15 protein-coding genes are annotated in these 19,423 nt (G+C 72.4%); 10 read left to right on the top strand and 5 right to left on the bottom strand.

What is annotated here, in order from left to right:
- Positions 1-31: 31 nt before the first annotated feature.
- The gene (locus ACFYPA_RS25200; RefSeq protein WP_359083286.1) at positions 32-538 is read right to left on the bottom strand and encodes a pyridoxamine 5'-phosphate oxidase family protein; all 507 of its coding nucleotides are present in this window, start codon (positions 536-538) and stop codon (positions 32-34) included.
- A gap of 167 nt (positions 539-705) precedes the next feature.
- Between ACFYPA_RS25200 and ACFYPA_RS25195 the strand changes: the two genes are divergently transcribed.
- Complete coding sequence (locus ACFYPA_RS25195) at positions 706-993, top strand: hypothetical protein (protein WP_359083285.1); 288 nt, start codon at positions 706-708, stop codon at positions 991-993.
- Here ACFYPA_RS25195 and ACFYPA_RS25190 read toward each other — a convergent pair.
- The gene (locus tag ACFYPA_RS25190; RefSeq protein ID WP_359314711.1) at positions 972-1,556 is read right to left on the bottom strand and encodes a HutD family protein; all 585 of its coding nucleotides are present in this window, start codon (positions 1,554-1,556) and stop codon (positions 972-974) included. The genes ACFYPA_RS25195 and ACFYPA_RS25190 overlap by 22 nt on opposite strands.
- A 121-nt stretch (positions 1,557-1,677) precedes the next feature.
- On the opposite strand from ACFYPA_RS25190, the gene ACFYPA_RS25185 reads away from it, so the two are divergent.
- Positions 1,678-2,601 (top strand): rhomboid family intramembrane serine protease, encoded by a 924-nt coding sequence (locus tag ACFYPA_RS25185; protein ID WP_359083283.1) that lies wholly within the window; start codon positions 1,678-1,680, stop codon positions 2,599-2,601.
- A 51-nt stretch (positions 2,602-2,652) separates the two neighbouring features.
- Positions 2,653-3,888 (top strand): SLC13 family permease, encoded by a 1,236-nt coding sequence (locus ACFYPA_RS25180; protein ID WP_359083282.1) that lies wholly within the window; start codon positions 2,653-2,655, stop codon positions 3,886-3,888.
- 123 nt (positions 3,889-4,011) lie between these two features.
- Here ACFYPA_RS25180 and ACFYPA_RS25175 read toward each other — a convergent pair whose 3' ends face one another.
- From ACFYPA_RS25175 to ACFYPA_RS25165, 3 genes are all read right to left on the bottom strand, one after another.
- Positions 4,012-5,472, bottom strand: a complete 1,461-nt coding sequence (locus ACFYPA_RS25175) for a glutamate synthase subunit beta (protein ID WP_359314705.1) — start codon at positions 5,470-5,472, stop codon at positions 4,012-4,014.
- Complete coding sequence (gltB, locus tag ACFYPA_RS25170; RefSeq protein WP_389134283.1) at positions 5,465-10,024, bottom strand: glutamate synthase large subunit; 4,560 nt, start codon at positions 10,022-10,024, stop codon at positions 5,465-5,467. Before gltB ends, ACFYPA_RS25175 begins: the two co-directional genes overlap by 8 nt.
- Positions 10,025-10,439: 415 nt before the next feature.
- Positions 10,440-11,174 (bottom strand): VIT1/CCC1 transporter family protein, encoded by a 735-nt coding sequence (locus tag ACFYPA_RS25165; protein ID WP_359314697.1) that lies wholly within the window; start codon positions 11,172-11,174, stop codon positions 10,440-10,442.
- A gap of 264 nt (positions 11,175-11,438) precedes the next feature.
- On the opposite strand from ACFYPA_RS25165, the gene ACFYPA_RS25160 reads away from it, so the two are divergent.
- From ACFYPA_RS25160 to ACFYPA_RS25130, 7 genes are read left to right on the top strand one after another with little or no spacing between them, the layout of a single operon-like run.
- Positions 11,439-12,626: an ADP-ribosylglycohydrolase family protein gene (locus ACFYPA_RS25160; protein WP_359314694.1), complete on the top strand. Its 1,188-nt coding sequence runs from the start codon at positions 11,439-11,441 to the stop codon at positions 12,624-12,626.
- The gene (locus ACFYPA_RS25155; RefSeq protein WP_359314691.1) at positions 12,623-13,975 is read left to right on the top strand and encodes an ADP-ribosylglycohydrolase family protein; all 1,353 of its coding nucleotides are present in this window, start codon (positions 12,623-12,625) and stop codon (positions 13,973-13,975) included. The genes ACFYPA_RS25160 and ACFYPA_RS25155 overlap by 4 nt, the downstream gene beginning before the upstream one ends.
- Entirely contained in the window at positions 13,902-15,104 is a 1,203-nt protein-coding gene (locus tag ACFYPA_RS25150; RefSeq protein ID WP_359314689.1) for an ADP-ribosylglycohydrolase family protein, read from the top strand. Before ACFYPA_RS25155 ends, ACFYPA_RS25150 begins: the two co-directional genes overlap by 74 nt.
- Positions 15,101-16,483 carry an ADP-ribosylglycohydrolase family protein gene (locus ACFYPA_RS25145; RefSeq protein ID WP_359314686.1) on the top strand — a complete coding sequence of 461 codons (1,383 nt, stop codon included), beginning with the start codon at positions 15,101-15,103 and terminating at the stop codon, positions 16,481-16,483. The genes ACFYPA_RS25150 and ACFYPA_RS25145 overlap by 4 nt, the downstream gene beginning before the upstream one ends.
- On the top strand, positions 16,480-17,364 hold the full coding sequence (gene rbsK, locus ACFYPA_RS25140; protein ID WP_359083275.1) for a ribokinase: 885 nt from the start codon (positions 16,480-16,482) through the stop codon (positions 17,362-17,364). Before ACFYPA_RS25145 ends, rbsK begins: the two co-directional genes overlap by 4 nt.
- Entirely contained in the window at positions 17,361-18,560 is a 1,200-nt protein-coding gene (locus ACFYPA_RS25135; protein WP_359314683.1) for a CoA transferase, read from the top strand. The genes rbsK and ACFYPA_RS25135 overlap by 4 nt, the downstream gene beginning before the upstream one ends.
- Positions 18,557-19,378, top strand: a complete 822-nt coding sequence (locus tag ACFYPA_RS25130; protein ID WP_389134277.1) for an HpcH/HpaI aldolase/citrate lyase family protein — start codon at positions 18,557-18,559, stop codon at positions 19,376-19,378. Before ACFYPA_RS25135 ends, ACFYPA_RS25130 begins: the two co-directional genes overlap by 4 nt.
- Positions 19,379-19,423 lie beyond the last annotated feature (45 nt).

The following is a 19,423-nucleotide window of genomic DNA, read 5'->3' as shown; positions in this document are numbered from 1 at the left end:
CCCCGTGGCCCGGGGCCCCGGGCGGGGCCGGTCAGGGGGCCGTGACCGTCGAGCCGTCGTCGTTGCCCCTGCGGATCGTGTGCAGCGGCCGGCCGGGGCGCCAGGTCTGGATGACCAGGGTGTCGCCGCCCTCCAGACCGATGCGCACCACCTCGGTGAGCTCCACCCGGAAGAGGTGGAAGGGTTCCGGCGGCTTCACCTCGCCGATGAAGCGGGCCAGGAACCCGGGGTCGGTCACCTCCACCGCGCGTCCCGAGATCCGTACGTCCCCGTCGGCCATCTCGGCGTCGGGGCCGGGGTTCGCCTGCACCGCGAAGCGGGGGTCGCGGAACAGGTCCAGCGCCTTGCGCGAGTTCGGCATCATGCCGAGGAGCGGCTCGTCCAGCCGGAATTCCACTTCGAGGCCGGTCACCCGGGGCGAGCCGTCCTTGCGGAGGGTCGCCAGGACATGGTGCTTGTACTGCTCGAAGCGCTTGCGCACGGTGTCGGCGAAGTCGGGCTCCGCCGACCGGAAGTCTGCCCAGGAGGATGTGGTCATGGCTCCATCGAACCCGGGAATCCCGACATCCTCTGTCCGGATTCACCGAGCGCGGTCCCGGACCACCCGGACGGATGCCGTGCGGGCCCCGGCGTGCTGTGCTGGAAGGGGTGGAGGCCGCCGTCCGGGCGGCGGGGAGGGCCGCTCCCGCTCCGAGGTGAGTTCAGATGGCGATCTTCATGAAGGCGTCGCTGCCGGGTATGACGACGGACCAGTACGAGAAGCTCAACGGGGAACTGCAGTCCATGCCCGGGGACACGTTCGCCGGGTGCCTCGCGCACGTCTGCGTCCCCACCGACGCGGGCATCGAGGTGTACGACCTCTGGGAGTCCGAGGAGGCCATGGACAAGTTCGGCGCGGTGATGATGCCCGTCGCCGAGAAGCAGGGGCTGCCCGCCACGGGTGAGCGCCCGAAGGTCTCGCAGGTACACCGCTACTGGATACCCGGCTCGTAGCCCGACAGGGTGATCAGTGCCGCGTACCCCTGCGTCCGCAGCACGCATGACGCCCTGCTCCGCAGCAACACCGCGTCGTAGCGGCCGAGTCCGGTGTCCGTGCCGTCGATGACGGCACCGTCCTCCAGCGCCACGGCGATCACCGCCCCGCCCTCCGGAGCCATCAGCCGGAGGGTGCCGCACACCACCGCCGTCTCGGCCCGTGTGCGGTCCCTGCGGTACATCACGTTGAGGTTCACGACCGGGCCCCCCAGCAGCCGCCCGTCGGTCTCCACGTCGCCCGGGAAGTCGTGCGGCCAGTACGGCTCGTCGACGATGTGGTGCTCCCCGCCCACCATCAGGTCCATCCCGGCCCCCTCCACCACGGTCAGGGTGCGGTCGACGCCCGGGAACACGGAGAACGGCCCGTCCGCGGCCACGTCCGCCAGACTGACCCGCCAGTCGAAGGCGCCGGTCGTGGCGGCGGGGGACGCGGCGATCTCGCGTGTGGTGCCCCCGCCGTTCTTCCACGCCACCGGTGTGCGGCCTGCCGCGCGCAGGATCCGGTATGCCTCGGCGGTCATCAGCGGGCTCCGATCGTCGGGGGTGGGGAGCCCCGAGCCTAGACCGCTCCCCCGGGTTCGCTATCTTGATCGCCGCCGCCCCCACCGGCCTCTGGTCCGTACACCGATGAAGGAGCCGGCCATGGAGGCCGCCGTCACCACGTGCTATCGCCATCCCTCGTACGAGACGTACGTGAGCTGCACCCGTTGCGAGCGGTTCATCTGCCCGGACTGCATGCGCGAGGCGGCCGTCGGCCATCACTGCGTGGAGTGCGTGAAGGAGGGGCAGCGCTCGGTGCGGCAGGCGCGGACCGTGTTCGGCGGTGCGGTGTCCCGGAGCGCGGTGCCGCTGGTCACCTATGTGCTGATGGGCCTGAACATCCTGGCGTACCTGGCCGAGCTGGTCCGGCCGGGGATCGTCGACCGGTTCGCGATGACGGGCGCCGGGCTGACCGGCCCGGACGGCAGCCAGTACGTCTACGTGGACGGGAGCTTCCCCGGCTTCGACGTGATCGGCGTGGTGGACGGTGAGTGGTACCGGCTGCTGACCGGGGCCTTCCTGCACCTGCCGCCGGGCGAGTCCGCGTTCGGTTCGCTGCCGTTCGGCGTGCTGCACATCGCCTTCAACATGTACGCGCTGTGGAATCTGGGCCGGGTCGTCGAGCAGCAGCTGGGGCGGGTCCGGTATCTCGCGCTGTATCTGCTGTCCGCACTGGGCGGTTCGGTGCTGGTCTACCTGGTCGCGCCGCTCGACCTGGTGATGGGCGCCTCGGGAGCGGTCTTCGGTCTCGCCGCGTCGTTCTACGTCATCAACCGGCGGCTGGGCCGGGACATGCGGGCGGTCAACCGGTTCCTGGCCGGGTTCCTGGTCTGGATGGTGATCTCGGCGGCCTTCACCTCGTGGGAGGGGCATCTGGGCGGGCTGCTGACCGGCGGGGTCGTCACGGTCGTCTACGCGTACGCCCCGGCGCAGCGGCGTACGCCGGTCCAGGCGGCCGGGTGTGTGGTGCTGTTCGCCGTGCTGGTGCTGCTGGTGGTCCTCAAGAGCTCGGCGCTGACGGGCTGAGGAGCCGTCCGGCAGCCTCTCATCGGGTGTCCGGTCTGACACGATGACCGCATGCGGAATGATCACTCCGCGCCGGGAGCCGCGCGTTCCGGTGCGGTCACCCTCGTGCGGCGGCTGCACCCACTGGACTGGCTGGCGGGCGGGCTGCTCGTCCTGGGGCTGATCGCCGCGGCGACCGGGCTGCTGCCCTCGGGGCCCGCCGCCGACCAGATGCGGCGCATCGGGCCCCTGCTGGCGTTCCTGGCCACGGTGATCGTGCTGGCGGAGCTGTCGGGCCGGGCGCAGGTCTTCGATGTGGTGGCGGCCTGGGTGGCGCGGGCGGGCAGGGGTCGCTATCCGCTGCTCTTCGGGCTCTGCGTGGTGTTCGCGTCGCTGACCACCATCACTCTGAACCTGGACACCACGGCGGTCCTGCTGACGCCGGTGATGCTGGCGCTAGGAACCCGGGTGGGCATCGCGGCCCTGCCGTTGGCGATGACGACGGTGTGGCTGGCCAACACGGCGAGTCTGCTGCTGCCGGTGTCGAACCTGACCAATCTGCTGGCGGCGGACCGGGTGGCGCTGTCCCCGGCCGGTCTGGCCGCCGTGATGTGGCTGCCCCAGCTGGCCGCGATCGGGATGACGGCCCTGTGCCTGTGGGTGTTCTACTGGCGCCGCGGCCGGCGCGGCGCGGACCGCTACACCCCGCCGGCGGTGCCGGTGGCCGGTGATCCGGTGCTGCTGCGGATCTGTGCGGTGGCGTGCGGCGGTTTCCTGCTGGCGATCCTGCTGGTGGACGTCCCGCTGTGGTCGGCCTCGCTGGTCGCGATGGTGGTCGTGGTGGCGGCCTACGCGGTGCGGCGCCGCGAGGAGCTGCGGGTCTCGCTGGTCCCGTGGCGGCTGCTGGTGCTGGTGCCGGGGATGTTCCTGGTCGTGGAGACGGTCAACGCGCACGGACTGCACGAGCTGCTGGTGCGGGCGCTCGGCTCGGACAACGGGTTCGCGGGCATGCTGCGGTCGGCCGGGGTGGGTGCGGGGCTGGCCAACGTGCTGAACAACCTGCCGGCGTACGTGGCGGGCGAGGCGGTGATCCCCGCGGACAACCACAACCAGCTGCTGGCCCTGCTGATCGGGGTCAACGCGGGGTCCGTCGTCACGCCGTGGGGTTCGCTGGCGACGCTGCTCTGGTTCGAGCGGTGCCGTTGGCAGGGGACGCGCATCGCCGTGGGGCGCTTCGTCCTGACCGGTCTGGTGCTGTCGGTGACGGCGGTGTCCGCCGCCACCTGTGCGCTGGCTCTGGTCACCTGAGGCGCCGCGTCCGGCGACCTGCCCCGGGATGCGCCACGGCGCCTGCCGAATCGTCCGGTCGGGGACGGGCAGGCGCCGCGTTCAGTTCCGTACGCCGTTGTACGGGACGTCTGGTGTGCCGTGTCAGACCGTCAGGGAACGGTCCGTCGGGCGGATCGGGGCCGGCAGTGCGCTGGCTCCGGTCAGGAAGCGGTCCACGCCGCGTGCCGCGGAGCGGCCCTCGGCGATGGCCCACACGATGAGGGACTGGCCGCGGCCGGCGTCTCCGGCGACGAACACGCCGTCGACGTTGGTCGCGTAGTCGTCGTCGCGGGCGACGTTGCCCCGCGCGTCGAGCTCGAGACCGAACTGCTGGACCAGCCCGTTGGCCTGGTCCGTGCCGGTGAAGCCCATCGCGAGGGTGACCAGCTGTGCGGGGATCTGCCGCTCGGTGCCGGGCTTCTGCTCCAGCTTACCGTCCTTGAACTCCACCTCTGCGAGGTGGAGGGTCTGGACGTTGCCGTCCTCGTCGCCCTCGAAGTGGGTGGTGGAGACGGAGTAGACCCGCTCGCCGCCCTCCTCGTGCGCGGAGGTGACCTTGTAGAGCATGGGGAAGGTCGGCCAGGGCTGGTTGGCGTTCCGGTCCTCGCCCGGCTGCGGCATGATCTCCAGCTGGGTGACGGAGGCGGCGCCCTGCCGGTGGGCGGTGCCGACGCAGTCGGCGCCGGTGTCGCCGCCGCCGATGACGACGACGTGCTTGCCCTCGGCGGTGATCGGGGAGACCGTCAGGTCGCCCTCCTGCACCTTGTTGGCCAGCGGCAGGTACTCCATCGCGAAGTGCACGCCGTTCAGCTCACGGCCCGGGACGGGCAGATCGCGGGAGACGGTGGCACCCGCCGCGATGACGACGGCGTCGTAGCGGCGCCGCAGCTTCGCGGCGTCGACGTCCTTGCCGACCTCGACCTCGGTGCGGAACTTGGTGCCCTCCGCGCGCATCTGCTCGATGCGGCGGTTGATGTGCGCCTTCTCCATCTTGAACTCGGGGATGCCGTACCGCAGGAGTCCCCCGATGCGGTCCGCGCGCTCGTAGACGGCGACGGTGTGGCCGGCCCGGGTCAGCTGCTGGGCGGCGGCCAGTCCGGCCGGGCCGGAGCCGATGACGGCCACGGTCTTGCCGGAGAGGCGCTCGGGCGGCTGCGGGGTGACGTCGCCGCGGTCCCACGCCTGGTCGATGATCGAGACTTCGACGTTCTTGATCGTGACGGCCGGCTGGTTGATGCCGAGGACGCACGCCGACTCGCACGGGGCCGGGCAGAGCCGCCCGGTGAACTCCGGGAAGTTGTTCGTGGCGTGCAGCCGCTCGGACGCGGCGGTCCAGTCCTCGCGGTAGGCGTAGTCGTTCCACTCGGGGATGAGGTTTCCGAGCGGGCAGCCGTTGTGGCAGAACGGGATGCCGCAGTCCATGCAGCGGCCGGCCTGCTTGCTGATGATCGGGAGCAGCGAGCCCGGAACGTAGACCTCGTTCCAGTCCTTGACGCGCTCGCCGACGGGGCGGGTCTCGGCGACCTCGCGGCCGGTGGTCAGGAAGCCCTTGGGGTCAGCCATTGGTCGCCGCCTCCATCATCTTCTCGGTGGTCTCCTGCTCGGAGAGACCGGCGAGCTCAGCGGCGTCCTTGGCGGCGAGCACTGCCTTGTAGGTGGACGGGATGATCTTGCTGAAGCGAGCCGCCGCGGTGGTCCAGTCGGCCAGCAGCTTCTCGGCGACCGTGGATCCGGTCTCCTCCTGGTGGCGGCGCACGACGTCGTGCAGCCACTGCTTGTCCGCGTCGGAAGGCTCCTCGATCGCGCCGAGGTTGCCGACGTTGACGTGGTCGCGGTCCAGGTCGATGACGTAGGCGACACCGCCCGACATGCCGGCCGCGAAGTTGCGTCCGGTCTCGCCGAGGACGACGGCGTGTCCGCCGGTCATGTACTCGCAGCCGTGGTCGCCCACGCCTTCGGAGACGACCGTGGCGCCGGAGTTGCGGACGCAGAACCGCTCACCGGTGCGGCCGCGCAGGAACAGTTCGCCGCCGGTGGCACCGTAGGCGATGGTGTTGCCCGCGATGGTGGAGTACTCGGCGAGGTGGTCGGCGCCGCGGTCCGGGCGGACGACGACGCGGCCGCCGGAGAGGCCCTTGCCGACGTAGTCGTTGGCGTCGCCCTCCAGGCGCAGCGTCACACCGCTGGGGAGGAAGGCGCCGAAGGACTGGCCCGCGGAGCCGGTGAAGGTGATGTCGATGGTGTCCTGGGGCAGGCCCGCACCGCCGAACTTCTTCGTGACCTCGTGACCGAGCATCGTGCCGACGGTGCGGTTGATGTTGCGGATCGCGACCTGGGCGCGGACGGGCAGGGCGGACTCGGCGCTGTCGGCGTTCAGGGCGTCGGCGGCGAGCTTGATCAGCTCGTTGTCGAGGGCCTTGGTGAGCCCGTGGTCCTGTTCGGCGATCTGGTGACGGACGGCGCCTTCGGCCAGCTCGGGGACGTAGAACAGCGGGGCGAGGTCGAGGCCCTGGGCCTTCCAGTGCGTGATCGCACGGTCGGTGTCCAGGAGCTCGGCGTGGCCGACGGCCTCTTCGATCGTACGGAAGCCGAGCTCTGCGAGGATTTCGCGGACTTCCTGGGCGATGAACTCGAAGAAGTTGACGATGTACTCGGCCTTGCCGGAGAAGCGGTCGCGCAGGACCGGGTTCTGGGTGGCGATGCCGACCGGGCAGGTGTCGAGGTGGCAGACGCGCATCATGACGCAGCCGGAGACGACGAGCGGAGCGGTCGCGAAACCGAACTCCTCGGCGCCCAGCAGTGCGGCGATGACGACGTCGCGGCCGGTCTTGAGCTGGCCGTCGGTCTGCACGACGATGCGGTCGCGCAGGCCGTTGAGCAGCAGGGTCTGCTGGGTCTCGGCGAGGCCGAGCTCCCAGGGTCCGCCCGCGTGCTTCAGGGAGGTGAGCGGGGAGGCGCCCGTTCCGCCGTCGTGGCCGGAGATGAGGACGACGTCCGCGTGCGCCTTGGAGACACCGGCGGCGACCGTGCCGACGCCGACCTCGGAGACCAGCTTCACGTGGATGCGGGCCGCCGGGTTGGCGTTCTTGAGGTCGTGGATCAGCTGAGCCAGGTCCTCGATGGAGTAGATGTCGTGGTGCGGCGGCGGGGAGATCAGGCCGACACCCGGGGTGGAGTGCCGGGTCTTGGCGACCCACGGGTAGACCTTGTGGCCGGGCAGCTGGCCGCCCTCGCCGGGCTTGGCGCCCTGCGCCATCTTGATCTGGATGTCGTCCGCGTTGACCAGGTACTCGCTGGTGACACCGAAGCGGCCGGAGGCGACCTGCTTGATGGACGAGCGGCGGGCCGGGTCGTAGAGCCGGTCGGCGTCCTCGCCGCCCTCACCGGTGTTGGACTTGCCGCCCAGCTGGTTCATGGCGATGGCGAGGGTCTCGTGCGCCTCGCGGGAGATGGAGCCGTACGACATGGCGCCGGTGGAGAAGCGCTTGACGATGTCGGCCACGGACTCGACCTCGTCGATGTCGATGGCCTCGCGGTCCGAGGCGAAGCCGAAGAGTCCGCGCAGCGTCATCAGGCGCTCGGACTGCTCGTTCACCCGGTCCGTGTACTTCTTGAAGATGTCGTAGCGGCGGTTGCGCGCGGCGTGCTGGAGGCGGAAGACCGTCTCCGGGTCGAACAGGTGCGGCTCGCCCTCGCGGCGCCACTGGTACTCGCCGCCGATCTCCAGCGCGCGGTGCGAGGCGGAGATGCCGGTGGCGGGGTAGCCCTTGGCGTGCCGGGCGGCGACCTCCTTGGCGACGACGTCGAGTCCGGCGCCGCCGATCTTGGTGGCGGTGCCGTTGAAGTACTGCTCGACGAAGGCCTCGTCGAGGCCGACGGCCTCGAAGACCTGGGCGCCGCGGTAGGAGGCGACGGTGGAGATGCCCATCTTGGACATCACCTTCAGGACGCCCTTGCCCAGCGCGTAGATGAGGTTGCGAATGGCCTGTTCGGCGTCGATGCCCTCGATGAAGGTGCCGGCCCGGACGAGGTCCTCGACGGACTCCATGGCCAGGTACGGGTTGACCGCGGCGGCGCCGTAGCCGATCAGCAGGGCGACGTGGTGGACCTCGCGGACGTCACCGGCCTCGACCAGCAGGCCCACCTGGGTGCGCTGCTTGGTGCGGATGAGGTGGTGGTGGACGGCCGAGGTGAGCAGCAGCGACGGGATCGGCGCGTGCTCGGCGTCGGAGTGCCGGTCGGACAGGACGATCAGGCGGGCGCCGTCCTCTATGGCGGCGTCGACCTCGGTGGTGATCTGCTCGATCCGCGCGGCGAGGGCCTCGCCGCCACCGCCGACCCGGTAGAGGCCGGAAAGCGTCGCCGCCTTCATGCCCGGCATGTCGCCGTCGGCGTTGATGTGTATGAGCTTGGCCAGCTCGTCGTTGTCGATCACCGGGAAGGGCAGGGTGACCGCGCGGCACGCGGCGGCGGTCGGCTCCAGGATGTTCCCCTGGGGGCCCAGCGTGGAGCGCAGCGAGGTGACGAGCTCCTCGCGGATGGCGTCCAGCGGCGGGTTGGTGACCTGCGCGAACAGCTGGGTGAAGTAGTCGAAGAGCAGCCGGGGGCGCTCGGAGAGCGCGGCGATCGGCGAGTCCGTGCCCATGGAGCCCAGTGGTTCGCCGGCGGTGCGGGCCATCGGGGCGAGGAGGACGCGGAGCTCTTCCTCGGTGTAGCCGAAGGTCTGCTGGCGGCGGGTGACGGAGGCGTGGGTGTGGACGATGTGCTCGCGCTCGGGGAGGTCCTCGAGCTCGATCTCGCCGGTTTCCAGCCACTCCTCGTAAGGGTTCTCGGCGGCGAGGGACGCCTTGATCTCGTCGTCCTCGATGATGCGGTGCTCGGCGGTGTCGACGAGGAACATCTTGCCGGGCTGGAGGCGGCCCTTGCGGACGACCTTCGCGGGGTCGATGTCCAGGACGCCGACCTCGGAGGAGAGGACGACGAGGCCGTCGTCGGTGACCCAGTAGCGGCCGGGGCGCAGACCGTTGCGGTCGAGGACCGCGCCGACCTGGGTGCCGTCGGTGAAGGTGACGCAGGCCGGGCCGTCCCAGGGCTCCATCATCGTGGAGTGGTACTGGTAGAAGGCACGCCGTGCCGGGTCCATGGACGCGTGGTTCTCCCACGCCTCGGGGACCATCATCAGCACCGAGTGCGGCAGCGAGCGGCCGCCGAGGTGGAGCAGCTCCAGGACCTCGTCGAACGAGGCCGAGTCGGAGGCGTCGGGGGTGCAGACGGGGAAGATCCGGTCGAGCTGCGCCTCGCCGAAGAGGCTGGAGGCGAGCTGGGACTCGCGGGCCTTCATCCAGTTGCGGTTGCCCTTGACCGTGTTGATCTCGCCGTTGTGCGCGACGAAGCGGTACGGGTGTGCGAGCGGCCAGCTCGGGAAGGTGTTGGTGGAGAAGCGGGAGTGGACGAGCGCGACCGTGGTGGCGAAGCGGCGGTCGGAGAGGTCCGGGAAGAACGGCTCCAGCTGTCCGGTGGTGAGCATCCCCTTGTAGACGATCGTGCGGGCGGAGAGCGACGGGAAGTAGACCCCGGTCTCACGCTCGGCGCGCTTGCGCAGCACGAAGGCCTTGCGGTCCAGGACGATGCCGGTGCTCTCGCCGTCCGCGACGAAGAGCTGGCGGAACTCGGGCATGGTGGCGCGGGCGCCGTTGCCGAGGATGCCGGGGGTGACCGGGACCTCGCGCCAGCCGAGGACCTTGAGGCCTTCTTCGGCGGCGATCTTCTCGAGGTCGCGGACGGCCTCGGTGGAGTCGTCCGCGGGCAGGAAGGCGATGCCGACGGCGTAGGCGCCGGCCTCGGGGAGCTCGAAGGTGACCTCTTCGCGCAGGAAGGCGTCCGGGACCTGGAGCAGGATTCCGGCACCGTCACCGGAGTCGGGCTCGGATCCGGTGGCGCCGCGGTGTTCGAGGTTGCGCAGTACGGTCAGCGCCTGCTCGACCAGCTCGTGGCCGGCCACACCGGTCAGAGTGGCTACGAACCCGACACCGCAGGCGTCGTGCTCGTTGCGGGGGTCGTACATCCCCTGCTGGGCGGGGCGACCGTCCATGGGCGACCAGGCGTCGGTGCGCATCGGCTCTCCCGTCGTCGTCGTGGCATATGCGTGCCGAGGGACGACGTTGGCCCTCTGCGAAATTTCGTGCAGATTACATGATGGGACGCTTCTCAAAAAGCGGATAGCTCGTTCCAACATACGGACACCGCCGTGGCGGTGGAGGGGGTCGCAGTCGGAGGATCGGCGCCCGGGAGACCGCAGAGAGCAGGCGTCGTTGCCTGCGGTGTCTACGGCTCATGCCCAGCGGCAACGGAAACGAAACCGCCGGGTAATGACTACTTATGTGTAGCCCTGCATAGAGTCTCATTTTACGTCGCGTACGGCCGATCCGCCCAGTGGCGGTGGTCAGGACGTACGTCACACGGGTGGCGGACACGTCACGGCCACGCACACCGGGGGTGTGCGTGGCCGTGATGGGTGCCGGTCCTCGGGCTCAGCCTCCGACGGCGACGCCGAACAGCGCGCCCAGCCCGTACGTGATCGCGGCCGCCGCACCGCCGAGGACCAGCTGCCGCAGCCCGCTGAACCACCAGCTGCGGGCCGTGACCCTGGCCACGACCGCGCCGCAGCCGAAGAGTCCGGCCAGGGCGAGCAGTACCGCGGGCCACATCGCGTCCGCACCGAGCAGGAAGGGCAGCACGGGCAGCAGCGCACCCAGCGCGAAGGCGCCGAACGAGGACACGGCGGCGACGAGGGGTGACGGCAGGTCGCCCGGGTCGATGCCCAGCTCCTCGCGGGCGTGGATCTCCAGGGCCTGCTCCGGGTCGCGCGACAGCTGCCGGGCGACCTCGCGGGCCAGCCCCGCCTCGACCCCGCGGGACTCGTAGAGCTCGGCGAGCTCCCGCTCCTCGTCCTTGGGGTGCTTGCGCAGCTCCCGCCGCTCGATGTCGAGCTCGGCCTCGACGAGCTCGCGCTGCGAGGCGACGGAGGTGTATTCGCCGGCCGCCATGGAGAAGGCCCCCGCGGCCAGACCGGCCAGACCGGTGATCACGATGGTGCGGTGCGAGACGTCGCCGCCCGCGACACCGGTCATCAGCGCGAGGTTCGAGACGAGCCCGTCCATGGCACCGAACACCGCCGGACGCAGCCATCCGCCGTTCACGTCACGGTGGGTGTGGTTGTCCCGGTGCGCCTCGTGCAGTACGGCTTCGGTCTCGATGATGGACACAGCTCTCCCCTTCTCCGGCATCGGATTCCGATCGCCCCGCCCCCGCTCGTCATCATCGAAAATACGCACGAAAAATGGCCCCCGCCAGCAAGGCAGGCCGTACTTACCACCGTGTGTAACCACGTAGGTACGCCTTGCCTTGCTGTCCGAAGGCCGTCATCCGACTGGCCCTTTTGTGGTGATAATCGGCCTCTGTCATGGCTCCGCGTGGCACAGATCCCACAGGGACGAGAACTGGCTCGCTGCGAGCGAAGGGTCGACGCGATGGAGCTGACCGCAGGAAATCCGGCAGGGCCGCCGGAGAACGGCGCGCGGGCGGCCGTACGCGGGGCTCCCGGCCCGGCCGGTCCGGCCCGGGGCGGCCTCGGTGACCGGGCCCGGGGCGCGCTGCTGGGGCTCGCGGTGGGCGACGCGCTGGGCGCACCCGCGGAGAACATGCGGCCCTCGGAGATCCGCCGCCGCTGGGGCCGGATCGAGGGCTTCGTGAGCGACGACCCGGCGGGCACGGACGACACGGAGTACGCGATCTTCTCCGGGCTGCTGCTGGCCCGGCACGGCTCCGCGCTCACGGTCACGCATGTCGAGCGGGCCTGGCACCTGTGGATCGCCGACCTGGACGAGGGCCCGTTCCGCGGCGCCGGTTTCAGTGAGCGGGGCACGCTGGAGAACCTGCGCCGGGGCCTCGCCGCTCCCATCTCGGCCCAGCACCGGCACGCCTGGAGCGACGGTCTGGCGATGCGGGCGGCCCCCTTCGGCGTCTTCGCCGCGGGCCGCCCCAAGGAGGCGGCCCGGCTGGTCGCGGTGGACGGCCGGGTGAGCCATGACGGGGAGGGGATCTACGGCGGGCAGGCGGTGGCGGCCGGGGTGGCGGCCGCGATGACCGGAGCCGGGGTCACCTCCGTGATCGCCGCCGCGCTCTCCGTCGTACCGATGGACTCGTGGACGGCGCGCTCGCTGCGCCGGGCGGTGACGGCCGCGCAGCGCCCGTATCCCGACCGTCTGACGCGGGAGCGGGCGGTGCGTTCGGCCGTCGTCATCGGCGGATATCCGTGGACGGACCTGGCGCCGGAGGCGGTGGGGCTGGCCTTCGGCGCGTTCGCGGCGGCGCACGGCGACTTCCGTACGGCGGTGCTGACGGCGGTCAACATGGGCCGCGACGCCGATACGACGGCCGCGGTGGCGGGCGCCCTGGCCGGGGCGCTGCACGGCGCGTCCGCCATTCCGCGCCTCTGGGCGGACGCGATCGGCCCGGTCCGCGGCAGCTGTCTGCCGTCGATGCGCGGCCACCACGTCCTGGACATCGCGGAGCTGCTCACCCCGGACGAGACGGAGGAGCGGGGCGGGGGCGAGCGGGGCGGCGGCGACCGGGGCCGCGACGAGCGGGGCGGCGACGGCCCGCACGGGGCCGAGGTCTGCGGGGCTTCCCGCCCCGGAACGGGGGTGGGGCGATGACCACGGCCAGGGACACCTCCCGCACCGCACCCCGGGAGGCCGCCGGATACGCGGACGGTCCACGCGAGCACCTCGGCGACGAGCGGCCGCGGGAGGCCGCACGGCCCGCGTCCGGCCCGGCGGCCGGCCGCCCGGCCGCACCGCGCCGGGCCCGGATCGAAGGACTGCTGCTCGGGCTCGCGGCCGGGGACGCCGCCGGGTGGCCGGCCGCGCGGCACCGGGCGGCCCGGATGCCCGAGTGGACCCGGCGTCTGACCCGTGAGCTCGACACCTTCGCCGAGCAGAACGCGACCACCACCCTCCCGGTCCCCATCGCGCTGAACCAGCCGCCCGAGCCGCTGCGGCTCGGCCCGTCCGACGACGCCGAATGGGCCGCCTTCGCCGCCGGGACCGTACTCACCTCGGCGGCGGGTGCGCTGCAGTCCATGGCCCCCGGACGGCGGATGCGGGCGGCCGTGGACGCCGCCTGGAACGCGCTGGCCGCCGAGGTCGCCGCGGCGGCCGCCCGGGCGCCCGAGGTCGAGTCCGCGGTGCTGCCGCTGCGGGCCCGGATCTCGGTCCGGGCCGGCCTCGGCAACCTCGCCGCCGGGCTCCGGCCGCCCGCCACCGGTCATGACAACCCGCACTACTTCGACGACGCGGCATGTGTGCGCGCCGCCGTGCTGGCCGTCGTGCACCCCGGCGACCCCGAGGCCGCGGCCGACCTCGCGGAGTTCGACGCGCGATACACCCAGGACGGTGACGGGGTGCACGGGGCTCGGGCGATGGCCGCCGCGATCGCCAAGGCGCTCGGCGGTGCGGACGTGGACACCGCGGTGAACGCCGCGCTCGCCCAGCTCCCGGAGGGCACCGAGATCGCGCGCAACGCCGCCCACGCGGTCCGGATCGCCCGGGACTTCGCCGGTGAGCGGGCCGGGGCGTTCGCCCTCGTACCGGTGCTGGAGCATCAGATCGTCGACCACGTCTACAGCTACGGGATCGCCGCGGCCGAGACCGTCCCCGTCGCCCTCGCGCTGGCCACCGCCGCCCGCGGCGACATCGCGCAGGCCGTGCCGTCGGCGGCCTGCCTCTCCCGGGTCGCCGACTCGGCGCCCGCCCTGGCCGGGGCGCTCACCGGGGCGCTGGGCTCGATCACCGCCGTGCCCGACGGCTGGCGCGAGGCGTGCCGCACCCTGGCGGGCTGCGCGCTGCCCCGTTTCGCGGGCACGGATCTGATCGAACTCGCCGGGCTGCTGGCAGACACGGAACCAGCGCCTCCGGGTGGACAATTCGGACATGACATCCACAGCGCCGACGGCGCCCACGAGGTCCGCGGCCCCCACGACACCCGCGGCGCCCACCCTCGATGAACGGATCGCGGGCGCGCTCGTCGGCGCGGCCGTCGGCGACGCGCTCGGCGGCCCGGTCGAGGGCCGGCCCCCCGAGCAGATCGTGGCCCGCCACGGCGGACGGATCACCGGCGTCGTCGGTCCCTGGGACGGCGACGACTGGCGGACCGCCCGCCCGATCGCGCCGTACCACAAGGGCGACGGGCACGTCACTGACGACACCCTGATGACCCATGCGCTGGTGCGCGTGTACGGGAAGGTCCGCGGCCATCTCGACGCGTACTCCGTCGCCGACCACCTCGTACCGGAGCTGATCTCGCACCCGCGCTGGATTCCGGAACTGGAGGCGGAGGCGCTGCCGCTCCAGCGGATCTTCCTCGCCGAGAAGTGGATCGTCGCCCGGCTGCACTACGGCCACGTCGACCCGCGCGAGGCGGGGGCCGGGAACATCGTCAACTGCGGGGCGGCGATGTACATGGCGCCGGTCGGCCTGGTGAACGCCGCTCATCCGCGGGCCGCGTACGCCGAGGCGCTGGATGTGGCGGGTGCCCATCAGTCGTCGTACGGAAGGGAGGCGGCCGGAGTGTTCGCGGCCGCGGTCGCCGCGGCGTGCGTGCCGGGGGCGACGCCCGTGAGCGTCGTGGAGACGTGTCTGTCGCTGGCCAAGGACGGCACGCGGGCGGCGATCGACGCGGTCTGCGAAACAGCCGTCGGATACCGGGACTTCGAGTCGGCGCTCGCCCCGCTGCGGGAGGCCGTCGCCCCCTTCGACACGGTCGGCCCCGACTACCGCGCCCCCTCGCTCGGCGCCCGCCGTCCGTCCCGGCTGCACGCCATCGAGGAACTCCCCGTCGCCCTCGGGATGCTGCTGGTGGCGGACGGGGACTACCGGCGGACGGTGCTCGGTTCGGTCAACTACGGGCGGGACTGCGACTCGATCGCCACAATGAGCGGCGCGATCGCGGGCGCGCTGCACGGTGAGGGGGCGGTTCCCGCCGACTGGGTGACGACGGTCGGTGAGGCCAGCCGGCTCGATCTGCACGCCCCGGCGCGCAGCCTCGCCGAGGTCGCCCGCGAGGTGTTCGCGCAGGACACGGCCCGCCGCCGCGCCCACGAGGTCTCCTTCGCCACGCTGGCGGACCGGCCATGAACGCGACGGTGCGGGTTACCTGGGTCCAGCCCGAGGACCTCGTCGGGCACGAGTTGCGGCAGGCCGCCGAGGACGGGCGGGACGTCCGGGACATCGAGCGCCGGTGGTACGAGGCCGGCGGCTCGCCCGCCCCGGACCGCGCGGGTGCCTCGGAGCCTCCCGCCTCTTCCGGGCTGCGCGCGGTGGCCGGCCGGCTGCTGGACGAACTCGCCCTGCTGGAATCGCCGCTGACGGAGGCCGAGCCGACCGCCCTCGACGCGATCAGGGCCGCCTGCCCGCACTGGCCGCGCCCCCGCACGGAACCGTCGCCCGCGGACCACGAGCGGCTGCACGCGGCCTGGCTGGGCCGCGCCGCCGGCTGTCTGCTGGGCAAGCCCGTCGAGAAGCTGCCGCTGGAGGGCATCCGCGCCCTGGCCCGCGCCACCGGCAACTGGCCGCTCAGCACCTGGTTCACCGCCCGCGGCCTGCCCCCGGCGCTGGCCGCCACGTATCCCTGGAACCGCCGTTCCGCGGCCACCTCCCTGGCCGAGAACATCGACGGGATGCCCGAGGACGACGACCTCAACCACCCGCTGCTCACGGTGCGGTTGCTCCAGCGGTACGGCAGGTCGTTCAGCACTGCCGACCTGGCCCGGCTCTGGCTGGAGGAACTTCCGGCGGGGCGCACGTTCACCGCCGAGCGGGTCGCGTACCGCAATCTGCTCGACGGCCTCGAACCGCCGGACACCGCCCGCTACCGCAATCCGTTCCGGGAGTGGATCGGGGCACAGATCCGCGCCGACGTGCACGGCTGGACCCATCCCGGCGACCCGGCCGCGGCGGCGGAGCAGGCTCACCGCGACGCGGTCCTCACCCATACGGGGAACGGGGTGTACGGCGCGATGTTCACCGCGGCGGCGCTCGCCGAGGCGGCCGGCGGCGAGGCCGATGTGCACGGCGCTCTCGCCGCCGGTCTGCGCGTGGTGCCACCGGGCTCGCGGTTCGCGCAGGCGGTGCGGGACGGTATCACCACGGCCGGCGAGGAGGACAGCTTCGATACGGTCGTCGACCGGCTGCACGCGGCGTACGGCAGGTACCACTGGGTGCACGTGCTGCCCAACGCGGCTCTGCTCGCCGCCGCCCTCACCCACGCCGACGGTGACTTCACCGGCTCCATCTGCCGCGCGGTCTCCGGCGGCTGGGACACCGACTCCAACGGGGCGACCGCCGGTTCGCTCGCCGGTCTGCTGGCCGGGCGGCCGGACGCGCTGCCCGACCGATGGACCACCCCGCTGAAGAACCGGCTGGCCACGTCCGTCCCCGGTTTCGACTCGGTCGGCTTCGACACCCTCGCCGACCTGACCCACCGGCTCACCCACGAGGAGGCACTCCGCCCATGACCAAAGTCGCGGTGCTCGGCAGCACCAATATGGATCTTGTGGCCTACGTCGACCGGGCCCCGGAGCGCGGGGAGACCGTCACCGGGCGGGAGTTCCGCACCATTCCCGGCGGCAAGGGCGCCAACCAGGCCGTCGCCGCCGCCCGCGCGGGCGGTGACGTGATGATGATCGGTGCGGTGGGCGACGACGAGTACGGCGTCCGGATGCGGGAGAACCTGGAGCACTCCGGCGTCGACACCGATCTGCTGCACACCGCGGAAGGGCCCAGCGGCACCGCGCACATCGTGGTCGACGGCAAGGGCTCCAACGCCATCGTGGTCATCCCCGGCGCCAACGGCACCGTCACCGCGCTCGGCCCGGGCGAGATCGCCGCCATCGCCGAGGCCGACCTGCTGCTGCTCCAGCTGGAACTGCCGCTGAGCGCCGTGACCGAGGGAGCCCGGGCGGCCCACGCCCAGGGGGTGCGGACGGTCCTCACCCCGTCCCCCGTACAGCAGCTGCCCGCCGAACTCCTCGACTGCGTCGATTTGCTGATCGCCAATGAGTACGAGGCGGCCGAACTGTCGGGTCACGCCGAACCGCACGCCGCGGCCGAGATCCTGCTCAGCCAGGTGCCGGCGGTCGTCATCACGCTCGGCGCGAAGGGCTGCCTGTACGCGGCCCGGGGCGGTCAGACCGTCCACTTCCCCGCCCCGGACGTGACCGCCGTCGACACCACCGGCGCCGGGGACACCTTCGCCGGCACGCTCGCCGTGGCACTCGGCGAGGGGCAGCCCGTACCGAAGGCCGTCGCCTGGGCCGCCGCGGCCGCCGCGCTCTGCGTACAGAAGCCCGGCGCCTCGATCTCCATGCCGTACCGCACCGAAATCGACGCCGCGTGAGCGCGCCGGAAGCACCTCCCCTGACCGGGCTGCGGGTCATCGATCTCGCCACGCTGTTCGCGGGCCCCCTGTGCGCCACGATGCTGGGCGACTTCGGCGCCGACGTGATCAAGGTCGAGCACCCGGTCCGTCCCGATCCGTCCCGGGGGCACGGCCCGACGAAGGACGGGGTCGGTCTGTGGTGGAAGCTGCTCGGCCGCAACAAGCGCAACCTCACGCTCGACCTCTCCTGCCCCGGCGGCCGCGATCTCCTGCTGCGGCTCGCCGCCGGCACCGACGTCATCATCGAGAACTTCCGGCCGGGCACGCTGGAGCGGTGGGGGCTCGGGCCGGCGGAGCTGCACGCCGTCAACCCGCGGCTGGTGCTGGTCCGGGTGACCGGCTTCGGCCAGTTCGGCCCGTACGCGCACCGGCCCGGCTTCGGCACGCTGGCGGAGGCGATGAGCGGGTTCGCGGCGATCACCGGGGAGCCGGACGGTCCTCCGACCCTGCCGCCGTTCGGCCTCGCCGACTCGATCGCGGCGCTCGCCACCTCGTTCGCCGTGATGGCCGCGCTGGCCGGCCGGGACCGCACGGGCGTGGGGCAGGTCGTCGACATGGCGATCATCGAGCCGATCCTCACGGTGCTCGGCCCCCAGCCGCTCTGGTACGACCAGTTGGGTTACGTCCAGCCGCGCACCGGCAACCGTTCGCGCAACAACGCCCCGCGCAACACCTACCGCACCTCGGACGGTCAGTGGGTGGCCGTCTCCACCTCGGCGCAGTCCGTCGCGGAACGCGTGATGCGTCTGGTGGGCCGGGCGGAGCTGATCGACGAACCGTGGTTCGCCGCCGGCACCACGCGGGCCGAGCACAGCGACGAGCTCGACGAGGCGGTCGGCCACTGGATCGCGCGGCGCACCCGCGACGAGGTGCTGTCGGCTTTCGAGAAGGCGGAGGCCGCCATCGCGCCCATCCACGACATCCGTGACGTGATGGAGGACCCGCAGTACCGCGCCCTGGACTCCATCACGGAGGTCGACGACCCGGAGCTGGGCCCGCTGCGGATGCAGAACGTCCTCTTCCGGCTCTCCGGGACGCCGGGGTCGATCCGCTGGACGGGACGGCCGCACGGCGCGGACACGGAGGAGATCCTCACCGGGCTGGGTCTGAGCGGCGCGGAGATCGCGACGCTCCGGACGGAGCGTGTCCTGTGACCACCGAGACCCCGCTCACGTGGCTGTACGTCCCCGGTGACCGGCCGGACGTGGTGCGCAAGGCACGCGACTCGGGGGCGGACGTGGTGATCGTCGACCTGGAGGACGCGGTCGCCCCCGACCGCAAGGAGTACGCCCGGTCGGCCGCCGTCGAGCTGCTCAGCGAACCGGCCTCCCCGACGGCGGCACCGGTCCATGTCCGGGTCAACGACGAGGCGGACGTGCTGACCCTGGCCGGGCTGCCGGGTCTCGCGGAACTCCGGCTGCCGAAGATCACGCATGCCGCGTCCGTCCACCACATCGCGGCGCTGGCCCCGGGCGTCGCCCTCTGCCCGCTGCTGGAGTCGGCGCTGGGCATCGAGCACGCGTACTCGGTGGCCAGCGCCCATCCGCAGGTGCGCTCCATCGCCCTCGGGGAGGCGGACCTGCGGGCGGATCTGGGTGTACGGGACGACGCCGGGCTGGACTGGTCGCGCAGCCGGGTGGTGGTCGCGGCCCGCGCGGCCGGGCTCGCCCCGCCGGCACAGTCGGTGTTCCCGGACGTCCTGGACCTGGACGGGCTGTGGGCGTCCTGTGTCCGCGGGCGGGCGCTCGGCTTCCTCGGCCGGGCGGCGATCCACCCCCGCCAGCTCCCGGTGATCGAGCGGGCGTTCCGGCCGACGGCGCAGGAGGTCGAGGCAGCGCAGGAGATCGTCGAGGCGGCCCGGGTCGAGGCGGGAGCGCTGGCCCTGCCGGACGGCCGCTTCGTCGACGCGGCGGTGGTGGCCCAGGCCCACCGCACGCTCGCCCTGGCGGAATCGAGCCCGTCCGGCGATTGAGGACACCTGGCGCCGGTGGGCGTGCTCACCACGTGACGAGGGGCC

It is taken from the genome of Streptomyces sp. NPDC005775 (genome assembly GCF_042871565.1).
Classification (GTDB): Bacteria; Actinomycetota; Actinomycetes; order Streptomycetales; family Streptomycetaceae; genus Streptomyces.
Note: the sequence above shows the minus strand (reverse complement) of the source record. Positions and strands in the feature narration are given on the sequence as shown.